Genomic DNA, 20,156 nt, shown 5'->3' with positions numbered 1-20,156 from the left:
CGTCTTTTTTTCGTATACCCGATCCTTATGGGTTGCGAGCATTACGAAACCGCTTTTTGCCAATACTTAGCTTAAGCTCGATGGCAGAACCATGTGTTTCAATCTTGTCCATTGACGTTACTAATTGATTAGGGTTGATTCGAGCCGGCGCCTGCGCGGAAGTCGATTTTTATCGCCTTGACCGCAACAATTGCCGAATTTTACCGTCTAATGGTACATGGAGGTGAGGAGCTTTTGATTCGAGAATGGACGACCCGGATCATAACCGTACTGACATTAGCCGCCGTATTGCTATTCGGCTTGCTCGGCTACTACGAGCGCAATCCCGAAGCTTTCGCCGCAGCTAGCGTACCGGCTTCCTTGCCGCAACCGATCGGAAGCGAGCAGTTGTTCGATCCGGCTGCGATTCGTGCCGGAGATACGATAGCCGGCATGTCGGCCGAATCCGTAACGGCAGGGACGCACGGAGTGAATTCCGTTACCGTACGGTTCCTGGGCGATAGGGAAGTAAGCGGTCGGTTCGAAGTGCTGGACGTGGAAACGGAAGCTTACAATCCCGGAGACGTGGTGTTCACGGTCGACGAGAAATCGGCCGCGAGCTTGCCGAAGGCGAGAACGTTCCATGAAGTGCCCAATCGCTTCGCGCTGCATTTTGCCAAAGAAACGGACAAGGACATATTCGGCGCAGCAGGCTCCACGGGAACCGGCTCCATTGTGATAACGGATTATACGGCGGTTTATGCCGATACGCTGGAAGGCATTCCGGATAAGGCGGCGTTCGCGGAAGTGAAGACGCTGCATGTGATACCGCCCTTCAGGCCGGAACAAAACAACCCGGATTTCGATAAAGAGATGAAGACGTTCCCGGCGCTGAAGCTTGATCCGAAGAGAGCGACCGCCAAGCCCGGCGCCGTATACGACTGGCTCGAGAGCGTAAACAAGACCTTTTACGGGCTTGCCTACAACGGTAAAAGAATCAGCGCTTCGCAGCGCGGGCAAGTCGGCCAGTGGCTTCGGGGCGCGTTTACCGAGGCCCGGACGGATCAGCTGCTTCACACCCATGTGCCGGAGGTTGAAGGCGGTTATTTGATCGGAGGCGGCTCCTCCGGGCTCATTCCGCCCGTCGTGATCAAGGAGGTGCGCGATCCGCTGCTGACGGCCGGCCCTGACGGAGAATATGTGTTTACGGTAACATGGATCGTATCCGGCACCCAGGATGCGAAATTGACTTGTTATTTGCGTTATGAAGCGGCCGGCTGGAAGATTGACCGTTACGAATACGAGATGATTTGACGGGCTATGGGTCCGTACGCTTTCCCTACGCCTAACCGGACCGAAAAGTCCGGTTTTTTTGCTTTTTCGCGCTGCCGATTTCCATTTTCCGGGAGTGAAAAATGGCCGTTTTATGCGGTTCTGGGGAGAGTTGTCACCTATTTTTCACAAGTTTCGTGAAAGCGTATCCATGCAAGCGTAATGTGATGAATCGGGAGAATCTTATGGATTCCTTCCCGTTTTCGTCTTATTTTGTGGGTATTAGGGGGATATTGAACGTTTCTCCCGTTTCGCTCGATTGCTCGAACTTGGGGATGGTGATAAGATTCATTAAGAAATTCGAAAGCAGCCGGCTAGGAGGGCGAAAATGAACGTTTTAAAGCAATTAAAGCAATATTACTGGAAAGACCGGCACTTGCTGTTCATCTCGATTGTCTGTTTGATGTGTTCCACCGCTTTGGGGCTCGTGTACCCTCACTTGCTCCGGTTCCTCATCGACGACGTCATCAAGAAGGAACAGTTCGAATGGGTGCCCTATCTAGCGCTGCTTGTCGTAGGAGTCGTAGCCGTCAAAGCCTCATTCGCTTATATCCACGGTTTTACGGGAGGCCGGCTCGGCAATCGGGTCGCCTTCAGCTTGCGCAACGCCCTATACGAGAAGCTGCAAGTTTTGTCGTTTCAGTATTACGACCGCGCCAAAACGGGGGATCTCATGTCCCGCCTGACCGCGGACCTTGAAGGGATCCGGCAGTTTATCGGCTTCGGCTTTGCCCAACTGCTGAACGTGTTCCTCATGTTCATATTCGGGTCGATCATGATGTTCACGATGGATTGGAAGCTTACGCTGGTCACGTTCGTCACGATGCCGTTTCTGGTGTTCACCGCCTTGAGACTCGAGAGAAGGATCCATCCGGAATTCCGTTCGATCCGTCAAGCGAACAGCAATTTGACGACAGCGGTACAGGAGAACATCAACGGCGTACGTACCGTCAAATCGTTTGCGCGCGAGCCGTACGAAGTGGAAAAGTTCGCGGTCCGCAACGGAGAATTCAAAGAAAGCAACATCAGCTTGTCCCACACTTGGGCCAAATTTTTCCCGATGCTCGAGCTGCTGTCGTCGGTATGCGTGGCCATTTTGCTTACGACAGGCGGAATGTTCGTTATTAACGGCTCGATGACGCTTGGCGAGCTGGTCGCATTTTTCAGCTTTATTTGGTACATTATCGCACCGATGAGAGATATCGGCTTCCATATTAACAACTATACGCAATCCAAAGCTTCAGGCGAACGGGTTTTAGAAATCTTGAACCAATACGTACATGTAAAAGACAAAGATACGGCGGTCGCGCTGCGGCACGAAGACGTAAAGGGCTCCATCCGGTTCGACCACGTCACCTTCGCTTATCCCGATAAGCAGCCCGCGCTCACCGATTTCAATCTGGAGGCGCCGGCCGGCTCCGTTATCGGACTGCTCGGGGGAACCGGTTCCGGCAAATCGACGGTGATCCAGCTCATTTTGCGGGCCTACAACATCAAGGAAGGCCGCATCACGCTGGACGGCAAAGACATTCGCGACGTTACCGTCGAAAGCTTGCGCCAGCAAGTCGCGCTCGTCTTCCAAGAAACGTTTCTGTTCTCTTCGACGATCCGCAACAATATATCGTACGGCCGAAAGGACGTATCGGACGAAGAAATCGTTCGGGCCGCCAAGCTGGCCAAGGCGCACGACTTCATTATGGAGCTGCCGCTCGGGTACGACACGATCGTCGGCGAACGCGGAATGGGCCTTTCTGGCGGACAGAAGCAGCGGATCGCCATTGCCCGGGCACTTATCAAGGACCCGAAAATATTGATTTTGGACGACGCCACGAGCGCGGTCGATATGGAGACGGAGCACGAAATCCAAGCCGGCTTCCAGGAATTGATGAAAGGCCGCACGACGTTTATTATCGCCCACCGCATATCGTCCTTGAAGCATGCCGACGAAATTGTCGTTCTGGACGGCGGTCGCATCATTCAGCGCGGAACGCACGAGCAGCTGCTTCGTCAGGCCGGCCATTATTTCGAAACGTATAAAATCCAATATTCGGATCATCCGGATTTTGCCGAACAGAAGGAAGAACGGAGGGTGGCCAATTGAGCCGGTCCAAGGAACATTCCGAAGACGATCGACAGAACAAGCAAGAGGGCGGGAATGCCAAGACGCAGGAGCGCTTCGTCTATCAGGACGACGACAAAATGGAGAAGTCGTTCGACTGGGGGCAATTGAAGCGGATGGGGGCTTATTTGAAGCCTTACCGACGCCAACTGCTGCCGATCATACTGGTCACGATGATTCTCGGCACGTTATCGAAGCTGGCCATTCCTTACTTGATCAGCTTGGCGATCGACATCGCGATTTTTAATAAAGACGGCAATCTGCTCGTGATCTACGCGTCTACGATGCTGGGTCTGTATATCTTGCAATGGCTGGTCAACAATTACCGTATCCGCTACATCAACGTCATCGGTCAAAAAGTGCTTTATGATTTGCGGTACGCTTTGTTCAGTCACATCCAGAATTTGTCGTTCCGCTTTTTCGACAAGCGGCCTGCCGGCTCGGTGCTCGTGCGCATTACGAACGACGTCAATTCGCTGCAGGATTTGTTCACCAACGGTGTCGTCAACTTGATGATCGACTGCGTGCAGCTGCTCGGGATCGTCATTATTTTGCTCTCGCTCAACTTCAAGCTAGGGCTTGCCATTATCGTAACGGTACCGCTGATGTTCATCGTGTCCGGTTCTTTGCGGAAACGGATCCGGTGGGCATGGCAGGACGTTCGCATGAAGCAGTCGCGGATCAATTCCCACTTGGCCGAAAGCATTCAAGGCATTCGCGTCACGCAAGCGTTCACGCAGGAGAAGGAAAACATCAAATATTTCGACGACATGAACTCGGTCAACAAAAAATCGTGGGACAAGGCGTCCGCGCTCAATCAGTCGTTCGGCCCGATTATCGAGCTGACCGCCGCCATCGGAACTTGTATATTGTTCTGGTATGGAGCGCATTTGATCGAAAGCCAGGAGCTTAAGATCGGGATGCTCGTTGCATTCGCCAACTATATCGGCAACTTCTGGGAGCCGATCAACCGGCTCGGGCAAATGTACAACCAAATGCTGGTGGCGATGGCTTCGTCCGAACGGATATTCGAGTTTCTCGACGAAAAGCCGACCGTAGGCGAGAAGGAGAAGCCGGAGACGCTGCCGCTCATTGAAGGCAATGTCCGTTTCGACAATATCGTATTCGAGTACGAGAAGGGCCGTCCGGCGCTGAAAGGAATCAGCCTCGAAGCGAAGGCCGGCGAATCGATCGCCCTCGTAGGTCATACCGGCTCGGGCAAAAGCACGATCATCAACCTGCTATGCCGGTTTTACGATCCGGTCGAAGGGCGCGTTCTCATAGACGGGCATGATATTCGCGACGTAACGCTGCAAAGCTTGCGCTCGCAAGTCGGGATCGTGCTCCAGGACACGTTCATTTTCTCCGGATCGGTTCGCGACAACATCCGGTTCGGGCGTCTCGACGCGACAGACGAAGAGATCGAAGCGGCCGCGAAAGCGGTGCACGCCCACGATTTCATCAGCCAACTTCCGTTCGGGTACGATACTCAGGTGGAGGAGCGGGGCAATATGCTGTCGATGGGACAAAGACAGCTCCTGTCGTTCGCCCGCGCGCTGCTCGCCAATCCGCGAGTCCTTATTCTGGATGAAGCGACGGCGAGCATCGATACGGAAACCGAGCTGAAAATCCAGGAGGCGCTCAAAACGCTGCTGATCGGACGAACCTCGTTCATGATCGCCCACCGATTGTCTACGATCCGCAATGCCGACAAAATCGTCGTGCTGGATCACGGAAACATTATGGAGGAAGGCACGCACGAGGAACTGATGAAGCAAGGCGGCATCTACTTCGGCCTGGTCGAAGCCCAATACAAGTTTTTGAGCGAAGCGGGCTAAAGGATCGGGATAGCCTGTGACAAGCCGGAAACGGTGGAAATAAATTCAAGAGCTCTTATGACGCACTCTACAGGCGTCCTAAGGGCTTTTTTGCATGTCCAGGAACGGCAATGCCGAGCTTATTTTTTCGCAGGACTTGCAAGTAGATGTCTTCGATCGAATAGGCTTGGAAGTAGAGGCGAAGTTTGCGGCCGTACCGAATCGGCAAGCGCAGCAGGAGGAGGAGAACGATGCAAATTGAAGTGGTGAATCCCGGCGACTCGTTGTGGGCGATAGCGAAACGGTACGGAGTGCCGGTCGACGACATAGTCCGCATCAATGAAATCGACGAGCCTACGCGGCTGGCGGTCGGGCAAGCGCTCGTCATCCCGACGAGCGATACGGTGCACAGGGTCGTGGCCGGCGAGTCGCTATGGACGATCTCGCGGCGTTACGGCGTGCCCGTGGAGGAGATTATTCGGGCCAATAATTTGACGAATCCGTCGCAGCTATACGTCGGACAGAGGCTTCAGATTCCGCGGCAAGGCGCCAAGCGGACGATCGAAGCGAATGGCTATTTGCAGCCGAGCAGCGAGGAGAAGGATCGGACGATCGTCAATGAAACGGCGGAATTCCTTACATATTTCAGTATTTTTCAATATATCGTCGAGCAGAACGGGTCGTTGACTCCTCCGAAGGACGAAGCGGCTCTCGCGGCGATCGCGAATACGAATTCGGTTCCGATGATGGTCATCACGAATTTCGAAGGCGGCACCTTTTCTTCGGAAAAGGCCCGGGCCATCTTCGATAATGCCGAAGCCAAGCAGGCGCTGATCGACAATGTGGTCGCGACGCTCCGAACGAAACGGTTTTTCGCGCTGAACGTCGATTTCGAGCACATTTTTCCGGAGGACCGGGAGAAATACAACGCTTTTCTGCGGGAAATCACCGCCCGCGTTCACGAGGAAGGCAAGCTCGCTTCGACGGCGCTCGCTCCGAAGGTAAGCGCGACTCAGGCGGGGAGATGGTACGAAGCCCATGACTATAAGGCGCATGGCGAAATCGTCGACTTCGTTATTATTATGACCTACGAATGGGGATGGTCCGGCGGTCCCCCGATGGCGGTCGCTCCGATTCCTCAGGTGCGGCAGGTGCTCGATTACGCCGTATCGGTTATCCCCCGAAATAAAATTATGATGGGAGCGCCCTTGTACGGATACAACTGGACGCTGCCGTTCACGCCAGGCGGCAAGTTCGCTCCTACGCTCAGTCCGAAGGCGGCCGTCGACCTGGCCCGTGACGTCGGCGCGTATATCCGGTTCGATTCTACGGCCCAAGCGCCGCATTTCAGTTACTACGACAACGACGGGAAGGAGCACATCGTCTGGTTCGAGGACGCCCGAAGCATGCAGGCGAAGTTCGATTTGATCAAAGAGTACGGACTTCGCGGCATCAGCTACTGGGTGCTCGGCCAAAGCTTCCCGCAAAACTGGGTATTGCTCGAGGCGAATTTCAATATCAAAAAATACAAATGAACGATTGCGGCCTTTCCGGATTTTGCCGGAAGGGCTTTTTGTTTTCCTGCTTCCCGACTCTGGAAAAGCGAGCGGCAGAGCCAAAGTTGACGGATTTGCAAATTACGGACGGAACCTTTACTCTAGAATTAGTTGCCATTCATGCTTGCAGGTTGGGGAGGGGTCAGCTTGTGAAATCGACGCGAACGCTATGGAGGACGGTAGGCGCCGCCGCGCTGTTGACGACGCTTCTGATGGTGGGCGGGCTCGTCTACGCCGTCAATGACGTCATCAATCCGAAGCCGGCCGATTATATGCAGTCGGAGGAGCCGGAGCCGGCACGGGAGACGAAGACGACGATCGATATCGTGGCGCTCGGCGATTCGCTTACGGTCGGGACGGGAGACGTAACCGGCAAAGGCTATGTGCAGAACGTCCGGGAAAAGCTGGCCGCAGTAACGCAGAAACAGGTTAACGTCATCGGCAATTATGCGGTTAACGGATACCGCACGGAGCAGCTGCTGACGGCTTTGCAAAATGCGAAAGGGATTCCGTACGGGATCGAGAAAGCGGACGTCGTGCTGTTCACGATGGGCGGCAACGATTTGTTCGCGATCGGCCAGAACGTGCTGAATTCCCAGTCGGACGAGCTGGATCCCGGCAAGGTAAGAGAGAGAATGCCGGAGCCGTTGAAGCGGCTGGAGCAAATTATGACGAAGCTTGCCGAGCTGAATCCGAAGGCGAAGATCGTCTACGTCGGCGTTTACAACCCGTTCTACGACATTCCGGACATGAGGCCGGCTTCCGTTCATGTACAGGAATGGAACGATCAGGCGTTCAAGATTGCGGGCCGGTTCGGCAATATGGTCTACGTGCCTACGTTCGATTTATTCCAATTCAACTTCGACAAATATATGTACAGCGATCACTTCCATCCGAACCAGGAAGGGTATGTCCGGATCGCCGACCGCGTCGTGCAGGCGCTCGAATAAGGGAGGGTACAGCGTGTCCAGTGATCCGTCCGTCGTATTGTCCGTTAACCGGCTGAAGAAGAAAATCAAAGACAAGCTCATTATCAAAGGCGTATCGTTCGACGTGCGGCGCGGTGAAATATTCGGCTTCCTCGGTCCGAACGGCTCCGGCAAGACGACTACGATCCGCATGCTCGTCGGCTTGATCAAGCCGACGGAAGGCTCGATTACGCTCGGCGGCCACGACATTACGAAGAAACCGACCGAAGCGCTCCGCCATGTCGGCTGTATCGTCGAAAATCCCGAGCTGTACTCGTATTTGACCGGATGGGAAAACCTCGAGCATTTCGCCCGCATGATTCCCGGCGTAACCGTCGAACGGATCCGCGAAGTAACCGGGATCGTCGGTCTGGATCAGCGTATTTTCGATAAAGTCCGCACCTACTCGCTCGGCATGCGCCAGCGGCTCGGTATCGCCCAAGCGCTGCTCGGCAATCCGAGCCTGCTCATTCTCGATGAGCCGACGAATGGGCTCGATCCACAGGGCATTAAAGAAATGCGCGATTTTATCCGCAAGCTGGCGTCCGAAGGGCTGAGCTTGTTCGTTTCGAGCCATTTGCTGAGCGAGATTCAACAGCTGTGCGACCGGGTGGCGATCATCAGCCACGGAAGCGTCATCGCCGTAGGCGCGGTGGACGAGCTGCTGCGTCAGTCCGGCAGTACGGTCAAATGGAGCGTGGAGCCTTATGAACGGGCTCGCGAGCTGCTGTCGCAGTCGGAGGAAGTGCAGCTGCTGAAAACGGTCGAAGCCGGCTCGGAGCCGGGAATGGAGAACGAATCGGGCGGCCGCTCCGTGGCCGTGCAGATGGATCAGGAGCTTATTCCGGAATGGAATGAAAGGCTGGTCGCGGCAGGAATCCGGGTATACGGCATCCAAATCGTCAATCCGACGTTGGAAGAGCTGTTCCTGCGCGTGACGGAGGGGGAGAAAATTGAATAATATCGGCCTCTACCCGCTGGTGCAAAACGAAACGATCAAATTATGGAAAAAACGGCGGTTTCTCGTCATCCTGCTTATTCTGGCCGCGCTTATACCGATGTTCACCTATGCGCAAATGAAGGTGGCGCAAAACAACAAGAAGCAATTCGGCTCCCAGGACTGGAGACTCGTAACCCAGCAGCAGATCAACGACTATACGAACCGCCTGGCCAGCAGCCGCGTTCCCGAAGAGTGGAAAAAATATATGCGCGTGCAGGTCAAGGTGCTGCAATATTATTTGGACAAAAATGTCGACCCGAAAGCGCCGAACGGCGTCACCTTTACGAGCACGTTCGTGGCGAACGCGATCGGGCTGTTCATTCCGCTCATGGTGATGGTGCTTGCCTCGGACCTCGTCTCCTCCGAGCATTCGACCGGCACGATCAAGCTGCTGCTTACAAGACCGGTCCAGCGATGGAAGGTGCTCGCGAGCAAATATATCGCGCTCATTTTGTACATCTCCTTGACCGTATTCGCGACGATGGCGCTCGCTTATCTCATATCCGGGCTGGTCTTCGGCTACGGCGGCTGGAACCTTCCCTCTTTCACCGGCTTCAAAATCGTCGGCTCCGAGGTCGATTTGTCCTACGTGCACCCCGTTCCGCAATGGCTGTACGTTCTTATGCAGCTCGGACTCGTCTGGTTCTCGGCGCTTATCGTCGGCCTGATGTCGCTTATGGTCTCGGTGCTCGTACGGAGCACGGCAGCGGGGATGGGCATCATGCTGGCGGTGCTGATTGCCGGAAGCATTTTGACGAATATGGTTTCGTCGTGGCAGACGGCGAAATATTTATTCATGGTCAACTTGTCGTTGACCGACTATTTGTCGGGGCGGATGCCGCCGATCGAAGGCATGGATCTCGCTTTTTCCATGACCGTGCTGGCGGGGTGGGGACTCGCTTCGCTGATCGTTTCGTTTCTGGTTTTTACGAGAAAAGACATTTTAAATTGAGGAATAGGGCCGGAATCTCGAGCTTTTCGGCTGGGGGCATGGTAAAAGCATACCGCTTTGAGTATAATGCATAATAGTTGTTACTACTTAGTCGGAGAATAGGGGGCGCGCGGATTGGCAGAACAGTTGGACTTATTTTCGGGACCGGCATCATCGGACGGCAAAAAATCGGCAAGCCCATCGGGAAACGGCAAAGCGGCAGCCGGCAACGGCAAGCTTACCGTCGAACGGCAGGCGGCGGAGGCGCCGGCTGCGAACGGGCCTTCTACCGGTTACGACGCGGACGATATTCAGGTTCTGGAAGGTTTGACAGCCGTACGCAAACGGCCGGGGATGTATATCGGCAGCACGAGCGCTTCGGGTCTCCATCACCTTATATGGGAAATCGTCGACAATGCGGTCGACGAGCATCTGGCCAAGCATTGCTCCAAAATCGACATCATTATACATAAAGACCAATCGGTTACCGTACGGGACAACGGCCGGGGCATTCCTACGGGCATGCACAAGATGGGCATTCCGACGCCTCAGGTCGTCTTTACGATTTTGCATGCTGGCGGCAAGTTCGGCGGCGGCGGATACAAAAAATCCGGCGGATTGCACGGCGTCGGCGCATCGGTTACGAACGCGCTGTCGGAATGGCTAGAGGCGGAAATTTGGCGCGACGGCAAGACGCATCGGCAGCGGTTCGAGTATTGGGTGGACAAGGACGGCAAGGAGCATGTAGGGGAGCCGGTCACCGGACTCGAGGTGCTGGGCAACACGAATCGTACCGGGTCGCAGATTACGTTCAAGCCGGACAAGCGGGTGTTCCAGAGCGGCACGACGATCAATTACGATACGCTGTCGGAGCGGCTGCAGGAAATCGCCTTTCTGAATTCGGGACTTAAGGTGACCTTGAAGGACGAAAGGTCGGGCAACGAGGAAATGTTCGAATATGCGGGCGGCGCCAGGCAGTTCGTGCAATTTCTCAACGAGGACAAAACGGTGCTGCACGATGTCATTCACTTCGTCGCCGAGAAGGACGATATCGAAGTGGAAGTGGCGTTCCAATATAACGACGGGTATACCGAGACGATCGCCTCGTTCGTCAACTCGATTCCGACCCGCGGAGGCGGTACGCACGAGACGGGCTATAAGACCGCTTACACGAGAGCGATGAACGAGTACGCGAGAAAAGCCGGTCTGTTGAAGGAGAAAGAGAAGAATCTCGAAGGCGTAGATCTCCGCGAAGGCATGATGACCGTCATCAATATCAAGATGGGCGAGGTCGAGTTCGTCGGACAGACGAAGGACCAGCTCGGGAGCGCATCCGCTCGCGGCGCGGTCGACGCGGTCGTCTCCGAGAAGATGGCCGTCTTCCTCGAAGAAAACCCGCAGGTGGCCCAATTGCTGCTCAAAAAAGCGGTGCAGTCGGCGAAAGCCCGGGAAGCGGCCCGCAAGGCGCGCGAGGAAGTGCGCAACGGCAAGAAGGGGAAGAGCGAGAGCTCGAACCTGGGCGGCAAGCTGACCCCGGCGCAGTCGAAGGATCACATGCGCAACGAGCTGTTCATCGTGGAAGGCGATTCCGCGGGCGGTTCGGCCAAGCAGGGGCGCGATTCCCGCCATCAGGCGATTTTGCCGCTCAAGGGCAAGCCGATGAATCCGGAGAAGGCGAAGCTCGTCGATATTTTGAAAAACGACGAATACAAAGCGATTATCGCCGCGATCGGCGCGGGGGTAGGCTCCGAATTCGAGCTTGAGGAAATCAATTACGGCAAAGTCATTATTATGACCGACGCCGATACGGACGGGGCGCACATTCAGGTGCTGCTGCTGACGTTCTTTTACCGGTACATGAAGCCTCTCATCGATGCCGGTAGAGTGTACATCGCCCAACCGCCGCTCTATAAAGCGACGAAGAAGGCCGGCAAGTCCACGGTGATGAAATATGCGTTCTCCGACGAGCAGCTCGGCCAGATCATGAAGGAGCTGGGCAAATCGGTCGAGCTGCAGCGCTACAAAGGGCTTGGCGAGATGAATCCCGACCAGCTGTGGGAGACGACGATGGATCCCGAGGCGCGGACGCTGCTTCAGGTACAGATCGAGGATGCCGCGAAAGCCGAACGCCGCGTATCGACGCTTATGGGCGACAAGGTGGATCCGCGCAAACGGTGGATTATCGAGAACGTCGACTTTACGGAATACGAGCAATAAACGAATCGAAGCGAACGGGGCCTTCCCGCCGTCGATTCTTGAAGCCGATACAAACACCCTGCCCGCTTCGGACCGACGCCGCACCTTAAGAGCGCCGTATGGAAGCGGGTTTCCTAATCGGTCCCATAAGCGGGCCTTAGGGAAACAAATTAATTGAGGTGACGAAAGCTTGAGCACATCCGAGCAGCATTTGCCCGCGTTTCTGGAAGAAGTGGTAGGAGACCGCTTCGGACGTTATTCGAAATATATTATTCAAGACCGGGCCATTCCCGACGTCCGGGACGGTCTGAAGCCGGTGCAGCGGCGTATTTTGTACGCCATGTACGAAGCCGGCAATACGCCGGACAAGCCGTACCGCAAATCGGCGAAAACGGTCGGGGACGTCATGGGCAACTATCATCCGCACGGGGACGCTTCGATCTACGAAGGTATGGTGCGGATGGCTCAGCCGTGGAAAATGGCGCATCCGCTCGTTGACGGACACGGCAACTGGGGCTCGATGGACGACGACCCGGCGGCGGCGATGCGTTATACGGAAGCGAGATTGTCGAGCATCGCGATGGAGCTTCTGCGGGATATCGACAAGCGTACGGTCCTGTTCAAGGATAACTTCGACAATACGACGAAGGAACCGGTCGTGCTTCCTTCGCGCTACCCGAACCTGCTCGTCAACGGCGTCAGCGGGATCAGCTCCGGCTTCGCCACGGAAATACCGACCCACAACTTACGGGAGGTTATCGACGCTTGCGTCGCGTTGATCGACGACGCCGATATTTCGCTGGAACAGCTCATGCAGGTTATCAAAGGTCCGGACTTCCCGACGGGCGGCATCATCATGGGCGAGGAAGGGATCAAGGAAGCTTACCGGACCGGCAAAGGCCGCATTTACATACGCGCCAAAACGGCGATCGAAGACATGAAGGGCGGACGGCAGCAAATCGTCGTCACCGAAATTCCGTACCAGGTCGTCAAATCGAAGCTTGTAACGGCCATGGAGACGATCCGCATCGAGAAGAAGGTCGAGGGCATTGCCGAGGTGCGCGACGAGAGCGGACGGAACGGCTTGCGCATCGTTATCGAGCTGAAGAAGGACGCCGACGCCCAAGGCATTTTAACGTATTTGCTCAAGAAGACCGACCTCCAGGTCGCCTACAGCTTCAATATGGTGGCGATCATCAATAAAGCGCCGAAGCAGTTCGGCATCAAGGAAATGCTGGAGGCCTACGTAGAGCATCAGCGGGAAGTAGTGACGCGGCGCTCACAATACGAGCTGGAGAAGGCGGAGGACCGCGAGGAGATTTTGGAAGGGCTCGTCAAAGCGCTCAACATTCTCGACGCGGTCATCGAAACGATCCGTGCCTCCAAAAATCGTCAAGACGCGCAAAAAAACTTGATCGACAAGTTCGGCTTCACGGAGCGCCAAGCGGACGCGATCTTGACGCTGCAGCTGTACCGGCTGACCAATCTGGAAATCACTTCGCTCGAAAAGGAGCTGAAGGACGTACAGAAGACGATTCAATATTTGCGCGGCATTTTGTCGAGCCGAACGAAGCTCATGAACGTGATCAAAACGGAGATTATCGAAATACGCGACCGGTTCGGCATCGACCGCAGATCGGCCATACAAGAAGAGATCGAAGAGCTGAAGGTGAACCTCGAAGTGATGGTTACGCCGGAGGATGTGCTCGTCACGCTGTCCCAGGACGGTTATTTGAAGCGGACAAGCATGCTGTCGTTTACCCGATCCGGCGGGGAAATCGAAAGCTCCGGGGTGAAGGAAACCGACTTTATCCGGCATTTGCTCGAGGTCAATACGATCGACAACCTGCTGCTGTTTACCCAGAAGGGGCTGTCCTTCCTGCTCCCGGTCCATCAGATTCCGGAATACAAATGGAAAGAGAACGGGACGGCGATCGTGAACGTCATCCCGATTGCGAAGGAAGACCGGATCGTGTCCGTCATTCCGATCAAAACGTTCGACGAGCCCGGCAAGTCGCTCGTGTTCGTAACGAAACGGGGGCAGGTCAAACGGACGGAGCTGAAGGAATACCAGACGAACCGTTCCGGCGGGCTTGTAGCGATCAAGCTCGGGGAACAGGACGAAGTGATCGGGGTCCGCTTGAGCGACAATACGAAAGAAATATTGCTCGTTACCAAGCTCGGCATGAGCATCCGGTTTAAGGAAATGGAAGTCAACCCGATGGGAAGAGCGGCAGCGGGCGTCAGAGGCATTCAGCTTCGGGACGAGGACGAGGTCGTCGCCGCCGAGTGGGTGGAGGGAGAAGAAGGCGAGATCTGGGTCGTCTCCGATCTCGGATACGCCAAAAGCTCGCTTCTGCTCGATTATCCGGTGCAAGGCCGCGGCGGCAAAGGCATCATCACGTTCGAGTTCAAGGAAGGCAAGCGCGTCAAGCCGAACGGGTCCGTCCTGCAGGAAGCGTACTTCGTGAAGCATGCGCTCAGATTGACTGCCATCCTGAAAAGCGGCGGCCAGCATACGTTCTCGACCGAAGAAGCTTCGATCGAAGACCGCAAGTCCACAGGCAAATCGGTTGTGCCCCTGGCCAAAGGGGATTCCGTTGCCGTCATCGTCAAACGTCCGTCCCCGGTATAACATTCCGCTCCCGCGGGGCTGGCGTCGGTTTAGATGGCGAACGGATTGCGCCGTATCCCCCATGGAACTGTTGCGCTTTTATTGCCGGATAGAAGTAACGGCATCCGCGCGACAGTTCCTTAATCGTATGTTTCATAAGGGGGATCGAGCTTTTCCAGCAGCTTTACGAGCATTTCGATAACGGCCCACGCCGGCATAGGCTCATCCAGCTTATGAAGCCATTGTGGGTCGTTTATGATGCCCGCAGTTAATGCCCTTTTCACGATTTCCGCTTTGCCGGCTTGATCCATACGGTTCATCCTCCTCAATCGGGTCTTGTCGTCAAGTTCCGCATCGTATAATGCAATATATGTTGAACCCTATCAAAACGTTAAACGGTTTCCCACATTATGTTGCAAAATATTAATAGTATTAACCTTTAATCCGACAACCGCGATTGTTATAATAGAAATAGGAAAGGATACGGCTGACGCACAGCAGTATCCGAGCGATTGGCGCAGCGGCTTTCTCCGCGAAAGCTTTGCCAATGCTTACGAAGCGGCTTTTCTTCGAAAAGCTCTCAGGAGGTGTAAAGGTTGTATTCCAATCAATTCGCGAAACTGTGGAGCAAGATCAGCAAAGACTTGAAGTCGCACATGGAAACGCAGCTGTCGCCGGCCTTGACGGAAGGGCAGCTGAACGTACTGGAGGTACTGCTGAACCAGGAACGGATGAAGCCGTCGGACTTGCTCGATCATCTGCACACGACTCCGGCGGCGGTAACGACGCTGCTCGACCGGATGGAGAAGAACGAGCTGATCGTGCGGCAGCGCGACGAGAAAGACCGCCGTATCGTCTGGATTATCCCGACCGAGAAGGGGCTGGAAGAATGCGTGCGGGGCGTAGACATCCGCGATGAATTTATCCATTCCCAGCTGGACCGGATATCGTCCCATAACCAACAGCTGCTCGTATACTTGCTGGGCAAAGTGGCCAATTGACGGTCGCCATACGAAACCAAAAGCGCAGAGATTTCGCTCTCTGCGCTCTTTTCTTGCTTGTTTATTCGCTTTCCCAACGGCTCAGTATTCCGGCCGGCAAGAACAGCTTGGATGACGTAATCGGCAATCCGATCTCCCCGCACGTGATCTGCCCTCCGTGCTTGCGGGCTACGGTCATCGACAGGATGTTGTGCATGACCGTAGGAGACAGTCCCGTCGTGTAAGAGTTAATAAGGAAAAACAACGGGTTGTCCGTCAAAATGCCGGCGCAAAATTCGACGAACGGATACAGGTTCGTTTCCAGCTTCCACGTCTCGCCGCTCGGCCCGCGGCCGTATGAAGGAGGGTCCATGATGATGGCATCGTACTTGCTGCCGCGGCGTTCCTCGCGCTGCACGAATTTGAACACGTCGTCGGTTATGAAGCGAACGGGGCGCTGTCCCAAGCCGGACAACTGCACATTCTCTTTGGCCCACTGGACGACGCCCTTGGACGCGTCGACGTGGCATACTTCCGCACCGGCGCTTGCGCAAGCGACAGTGGCTCCCCCCGTATAGGCGAACAAATTCAATACTTTGACCGGTCGGCCGGCGGCGGCGATTTTGTCCATCATCCAGCGCCAGTTGACCGCCTGCTCGGGGAATAGCCCGGTATGTTTGAAGCCGGTCGGCTTAATATAAAACGACAGCTTATCGTAACCGATCACCCAGCGTTCGGGAAGCTCGCGCTTCATTTCCCATTGTCCGCCGCCAGCCGAGCTGCGGTGATAATGCGCGTCCGCTTGCTTCCAGGCCGACGTTTCTTTGCGGATCGGCCATATGATTTGCGGGTCCGGCCGCCGCAGCACGACGTCTCCCCAACGCTCCAGCTTATCTCCGTCCCCCGTGTCGATACATTCGTAGTCTTTCCAATCATCGGCGTAAAACATTCGCTATAGTCCTTCTTTCGTCTCGTTATCCATTCTATTCTACATGAAATGACCGGGCGATATCCACTTTTCACGCGGGATTGTATCCATAATCGCGTATTTTGTGGTAGCATTAGTTTGGCATAATTTTACGGAAGGGATGCTGGAATCGAACATGAACAAGATGAAGTACTGGGTCGGAGCCGTTCTGCTGCTGATTTGTTTCGGCGGGCTGGCCGCTACGATGAAAAAAGACGGTCCTACCGCTTTCGACGAATCGGTCGGCAGCTGGATACGCGGTCTGCGGACGGACGGTCTCACGACGTTTTTCAAAGCGTTGTCCCCGCTGGTCTCCACGACGGTATTCGCCGTGCTGCTCGTCGCATTCGCGGCGCTTTTCGTCTTCGGCTTCAAGAAACGGCTCGAGCCGCTGCTGCTCATTGTCAACCTTGCCGTTGCTTTCGGGCTGTACAAAGGGTTGAAAAGCGTGTTCGAGCGGCCTCGGCCATCGGCAGACGCACTCATACAGGCGACCGGCTTCAGCTTCCCGAGCGGAAATGCGTTGATGTCCGCTTCGTTTTACGGTCTCGTCGCCATTTTGCTAGTCCGCCATTGGAAGAAGCGTAAGCCGGGCGTTGCTTGGACGGTAGCTGCGGCCGGCATTGCGCTCATCGCGCTTATCGGGGTGAGCCGCATTTATTTGGGGGTGCATTACCCGAGCGATATATTGGCCGGTTTCGCCATCGGCGGCGCGTGGATGCTCGTATGCGCCGGCGTGGCGGCGAGTCGCGAATAGCGGCTGCGTCCGATTACAGACACCCGTGACGGGGGATACTATACTGTACCCCAAAAAGTGAAGCTGAGCTTCGAAGCCGATTCCGAGTACTTTTTATGAGCCCGAATCGATTATCCCCGTCACGGAGGAGCTATGAGCGGAAATGTGTTGCTGGTGGAGGACGAGCAGAAAATTGCCCGGGTGCTGGAGCTGGAGCTGCGCCATGAAGGGTACCGGGTGACGCTTGCGAAGAACGGTCCGGACGGGCTGGAGCTTGCGCGGGGAAGCGTCTGGGACGTTATTTTGCTGAATATTATGCTGCCCGGCATAACCGGGCTCGAGGTGCTGGAGAAAATCCGGGAAACGAATCGTACGGTTCCGGTTATTTTGCTGACGGCGCGCGATTCGGTTCCCGACAAGGTGACCGGTCTCGATCTGGGGGCCAACGATTATGTAACGAAGCCGTTTGCGATCGAGGAACTGATGGCGAGAATCCGCGGATTAATCCGCTTGTCCAGACTAAGGCCGGACGGGGACGATAGCGTATACCGGACTGCGGACCTCGTGCTCGATGAGAAATCGAGAGCGGTAAAGCGCGCGGAGGAGCCGATCGACCTGACGCCTCGCGAATTCGAGCTGCTGCTCTACTTTATGAAGCATCCGGGCGTGGTACTGACTAGAGAGCAAATATTGTCCGACGTATGGGGCTACGATTTCGCCGGCGACACGAATCTGGTCGACGTCTACGTCCGTTATTTGCGTCAAAAAATCGACGAAGGCTATAAAACGAAGCTCCTCCAGACGAGCCGGGGCGTGGGCTATTATTTGAAGCATTCGTCTCCCGAGGATAAGCAGACATGAGCTTGCGCGTCCGTCTCATCGTATTGTCGACGGCGTGGCTCATCTTCATCCTCGTCTTGTTCAACACGCTTCTGTACTGGTTAATCGTCAACATTACCGCGAAGAGCGAGAAGGAGCTGCTGTTCGGCAAAGCCCAGTCGATTTTGGAAAACCGAAAAATCCATGATCCTGGCTACTGGGGCGCTTCGGACCTGCTCGAAGATTTTCTCGTCAGCGACGAGATGATCCGCATTATCGACATGGACGGTCTGATCAGGCAAGAGGTGGAGAGCAACGAGATCCTTGGCGTTCAGCAGCCCCATGTAACGACTCGCGAAAGCTACGCGATCAAGCGCATCGAGAAAACCCGTTATTTATACGTGCAAGTCCCGATTTTTGCCGGCAACGAGCAGATCGGCGTGCTGGAAATTGCCCGCGTGTTGACCAAATGGAGTTTATACATAAATGTTCTCACCTCGGCCTTGGTATTGATGACGATCGGGGCGGTCACGATATCGGTCATAGGCAGCCTGTTCTATACCCGTTTTTTGCTGCAGCCGCTTCGCCAGCTGAACAATACGATGCAGCTGATCCAGCAGAGCGGCACGTTCCGCAAGCTCGATCGGGAGTTCACGGCGAGAACCGACGAGTTGGGCAAACTCGGCATTACGTTCAATGAGATGATATCCCGGCTCGAAGAGCTCGTGCAGAAGCAGAAACGATTCGTCGCCGACGCTTCGCACGAGCTGAGGACGCCGCTGACGATTATCGAAAGCTATGCCAATATGCTGAAGCGGTGGGGGGGCGGAGATCCGGAAATCAGAAAAGAAGCGATCGAGGCGATTTTGGGGGAGTCCAATCGGCTGAAAGGACTAGTCGGAACATTGATGCAGCTCGCGGAATCCGAACAGGAGGACTGGCTTCAATTTGCCCCGGTCGAGCTGATGGCGGTCATCCGTTCCGCCGCTTCGGCCATGGAATTGGCATTCGACCGGACGATCCGGGTGGAAAGCGAGGCCGACTCGGTGCCGATTGCGGGCGATCCGGAGAAGCTGAAGCAGCTGCTGCTCATCCTGCTCGACAATGCGATCAAGTACAGCTCCAAGCCCGTACGCATCCGGGTCGTTCCCGGCGACGGTACGGTACGGATTCAGGTCATCGATCAGGGGATCGGGCTGGAGGAGAATATGCTTCCGTTCATTTTCGACCGTTTTTTCCGAACGGACCGGGCCAGAACGCGTCAAACCGGAGGGTTCGGACTCGGGCTGGCGATTGCCAAGAGCATCGTGGAACGTCACGGAGGCACGATCCGGATGGCCAGTCGTTCGGGGCGGGGAACGATCGTAACCGTGTCGCTGCCGAGCTGATCCGCTACCGGCGGCGGGATGAAGCGCTTCCAAACGCAAACAACCCTTCATATAGAAGGGCGTCGCGTCATGTGGAGTGGCTCTCGTTACCGCCGTGTCGCGGTCGCTCATCGCTGCGATTGCGGCGATGATTACAAAACTCGGCGAGCCGTCATATAGTGGGAGCTCCAGTAGCTGGAGTTCAAGCTGGAGGTCGTCACTCCGACTCCTTTTTTATACGTATGCAACAGTTTGCCGTTGCCCATATAAATCGCTACATGACCTACGTTGCCTCTTCCTGTCCGGCTTGTCCAGAAAAAGACGAGATCGCCCCTTTTCAAATTGCTTCTCGAAACATAACTGCCTACTTTGGATTGCTGCTTGGAAGAGCGGGGAAGCGAGATGCCCTGCTTTTTGTACAAATATTGCGTGAAAGAAGAGCAGTCGAATGCGCTTGTGCGGCCCGATTTGGCTCCGAAAACATACGGCGTGCCTTTGAAGTTCAAACCGTTGGAAATAATGCGATCCGCACGCGTTGCAGAAACGGAAACGGTTTCGGCATGAGCCGGCGTTGACATGAATCCGAAATTACCGGATAATGCTATCGTTAGTGCGATAGAAGCGCCAATAACAGGCTTGTACCATTTGGATTTCTGTTGCTGAACCATTCGTACCTCCCGATTGTTACTTAATATGGCGGCCACCTACAAACAAGTATAGCAGAGTAAAATATGGATGTTAGTTCCAGTCAAAAAACAAACCCTAGAGCCGCCTG

General features: G+C 55.1%; 17 protein-coding genes. 14 read left to right on the top strand and 3 right to left on the bottom strand.

Annotation, left to right across the window (positions count from 1 at the left end; genetic code table 11):
• Positions 1 to 234 precede the first annotated feature (234 nt).
• The 10 genes from FE784_RS27715 (at position 235) to gyrA (ending at position 14,533) form a co-directional block, all read left to right on the top strand.
• Positions 235 to 1,293: a hypothetical protein gene (locus tag FE784_RS27715; protein WP_139605494.1), complete on the top strand. Its 1,059-nt coding sequence runs from the start codon at positions 235 to 237 to the stop codon at positions 1,291 to 1,293.
• A 346-nt stretch (positions 1,294 to 1,639) separates the two neighbouring features.
• Positions 1,640 to 3,412 (top strand): ABC transporter ATP-binding protein, encoded by a 1,773-nt coding sequence (locus tag FE784_RS27710; RefSeq protein WP_139605493.1) that lies wholly within the window; start codon positions 1,640 to 1,642, stop codon positions 3,410 to 3,412.
• A complete protein-coding gene (locus FE784_RS27705; RefSeq protein ID WP_246132217.1) occupies positions 3,409 to 5,268 on the top strand; it encodes an ABC transporter ATP-binding protein in 1,860 nt (619 codons plus the stop codon). Before FE784_RS27710 ends, FE784_RS27705 begins: the two co-directional genes overlap by 4 nt.
• Before the next feature lie 94 nt (positions 5,269 to 5,362).
• On the top strand, positions 5,363 to 5,509 hold the full coding sequence (locus FE784_RS41175; RefSeq protein WP_176706566.1) for a hypothetical protein: 147 nt from the start codon (positions 5,363 to 5,365) through the stop codon (positions 5,507 to 5,509).
• Entirely contained in the window at positions 5,499 to 6,782 is a 1,284-nt protein-coding gene (locus FE784_RS27700; protein WP_139605492.1) for a glycoside hydrolase family 18 protein, read from the top strand. Before FE784_RS41175 ends, FE784_RS27700 begins: the two co-directional genes overlap by 11 nt.
• A 170-nt stretch (positions 6,783 to 6,952) precedes the next feature.
• The gene (locus tag FE784_RS27695; RefSeq protein WP_139605491.1) at positions 6,953 to 7,753 is read left to right on the top strand and encodes a GDSL-type esterase/lipase family protein; all 801 of its coding nucleotides are present in this window, start codon (positions 6,953 to 6,955) and stop codon (positions 7,751 to 7,753) included.
• On the top strand, positions 7,713 to 8,732 hold the full coding sequence (locus FE784_RS27690) for an ABC transporter ATP-binding protein (protein WP_139605490.1): 1,020 nt from the start codon (positions 7,713 to 7,715) through the stop codon (positions 8,730 to 8,732). The genes FE784_RS27695 and FE784_RS27690 overlap by 41 nt, the downstream gene beginning before the upstream one ends.
• Complete coding sequence (locus tag FE784_RS27685) at positions 8,725 to 9,723, top strand: ABC transporter permease (protein ID WP_176706565.1); 999 nt, start codon at positions 8,725 to 8,727, stop codon at positions 9,721 to 9,723. The genes FE784_RS27690 and FE784_RS27685 overlap by 8 nt, the downstream gene beginning before the upstream one ends.
• A 114-nt stretch (positions 9,724 to 9,837) precedes the next feature.
• Positions 9,838 to 11,919, top strand: coding sequence for a DNA topoisomerase IV subunit B (parE, locus tag FE784_RS27680; protein WP_281287169.1), 2,082 nt, complete (start codon positions 9,838 to 9,840; stop codon positions 11,917 to 11,919).
• Between the two features lie 169 nt (positions 11,920 to 12,088).
• Positions 12,089 to 14,533 carry a DNA gyrase subunit A gene (gyrA, locus tag FE784_RS27675; protein WP_139605489.1) on the top strand — a complete coding sequence of 815 codons (2,445 nt, stop codon included), beginning with the start codon at positions 12,089 to 12,091 and terminating at the stop codon, positions 14,531 to 14,533.
• Positions 14,534 to 14,652: 119 nt separating this feature from the next.
• Here gyrA and FE784_RS41170 read toward each other — a convergent pair whose 3' ends face one another.
• Positions 14,653 to 14,823: a hypothetical protein gene (locus tag FE784_RS41170; protein WP_176706564.1), complete on the bottom strand. Its 171-nt coding sequence runs from the start codon at positions 14,821 to 14,823 to the stop codon at positions 14,653 to 14,655.
• A 285-nt stretch (positions 14,824 to 15,108) separates the two neighbouring features.
• Here FE784_RS41170 and FE784_RS27670 point away from each other — a divergent pair, with 285 nt between their 5' ends.
• Positions 15,109 to 15,513, top strand: a complete 405-nt coding sequence (locus FE784_RS27670; RefSeq protein ID WP_139605488.1) for a MarR family winged helix-turn-helix transcriptional regulator — start codon at positions 15,109 to 15,111, stop codon at positions 15,511 to 15,513.
• A gap of 61 nt (positions 15,514 to 15,574) precedes the next feature.
• On the opposite strand, the gene FE784_RS27665 is transcribed toward FE784_RS27670, so the two are convergent.
• Positions 15,575 to 16,441: a class I SAM-dependent methyltransferase gene (locus tag FE784_RS27665; RefSeq protein WP_139605487.1), complete on the bottom strand. Its 867-nt coding sequence runs from the start codon at positions 16,439 to 16,441 to the stop codon at positions 15,575 to 15,577.
• A 154-nt stretch (positions 16,442 to 16,595) separates the two neighbouring features.
• On the opposite strand from FE784_RS27665, the gene FE784_RS27660 reads away from it, so the two are divergent.
• The 3 genes from FE784_RS27660 (at position 16,596) to FE784_RS27650 (ending at position 19,402) form a co-directional block, all read left to right on the top strand.
• Entirely contained in the window at positions 16,596 to 17,216 is a 621-nt protein-coding gene (locus FE784_RS27660; RefSeq protein WP_176706563.1) for a phosphatase PAP2 family protein, read from the top strand.
• A 132-nt stretch (positions 17,217 to 17,348) separates the two neighbouring features.
• Positions 17,349 to 18,056 carry a response regulator transcription factor gene (locus FE784_RS27655; protein ID WP_139605485.1) on the top strand — a complete coding sequence of 236 codons (708 nt, stop codon included), beginning with the start codon at positions 17,349 to 17,351 and terminating at the stop codon, positions 18,054 to 18,056.
• Positions 18,053 to 19,402 carry a sensor histidine kinase gene (locus tag FE784_RS27650; RefSeq protein WP_139605484.1) on the top strand — a complete coding sequence of 450 codons (1,350 nt, stop codon included), beginning with the start codon at positions 18,053 to 18,055 and terminating at the stop codon, positions 19,400 to 19,402. The genes FE784_RS27655 and FE784_RS27650 overlap by 4 nt, the downstream gene beginning before the upstream one ends.
• 131 nt (positions 19,403 to 19,533) lie before the next feature.
• Here the strand turns inward: FE784_RS27650 and FE784_RS27645 are convergent, their stop codons facing one another.
• Positions 19,534 to 20,049 carry a C40 family peptidase gene (locus FE784_RS27645; protein ID WP_246132215.1) on the bottom strand — a complete coding sequence of 172 codons (516 nt, stop codon included), beginning with the start codon at positions 20,047 to 20,049 and terminating at the stop codon, positions 19,534 to 19,536.
• Positions 20,050 to 20,156: the final 107 nt, after the last annotated feature.

This window comes from Paenibacillus hemerocallicola, from assembly GCF_006265175.1.
GTDB lineage: Bacteria > Bacillota > Bacilli > Paenibacillales > NBRC-103111 > Paenibacillus_AB > Paenibacillus_AB hemerocallicola.
The sequence above is the reverse complement of the archived record's forward strand: the minus strand, read 5'-3'. Positions and strand labels throughout refer to the sequence as shown.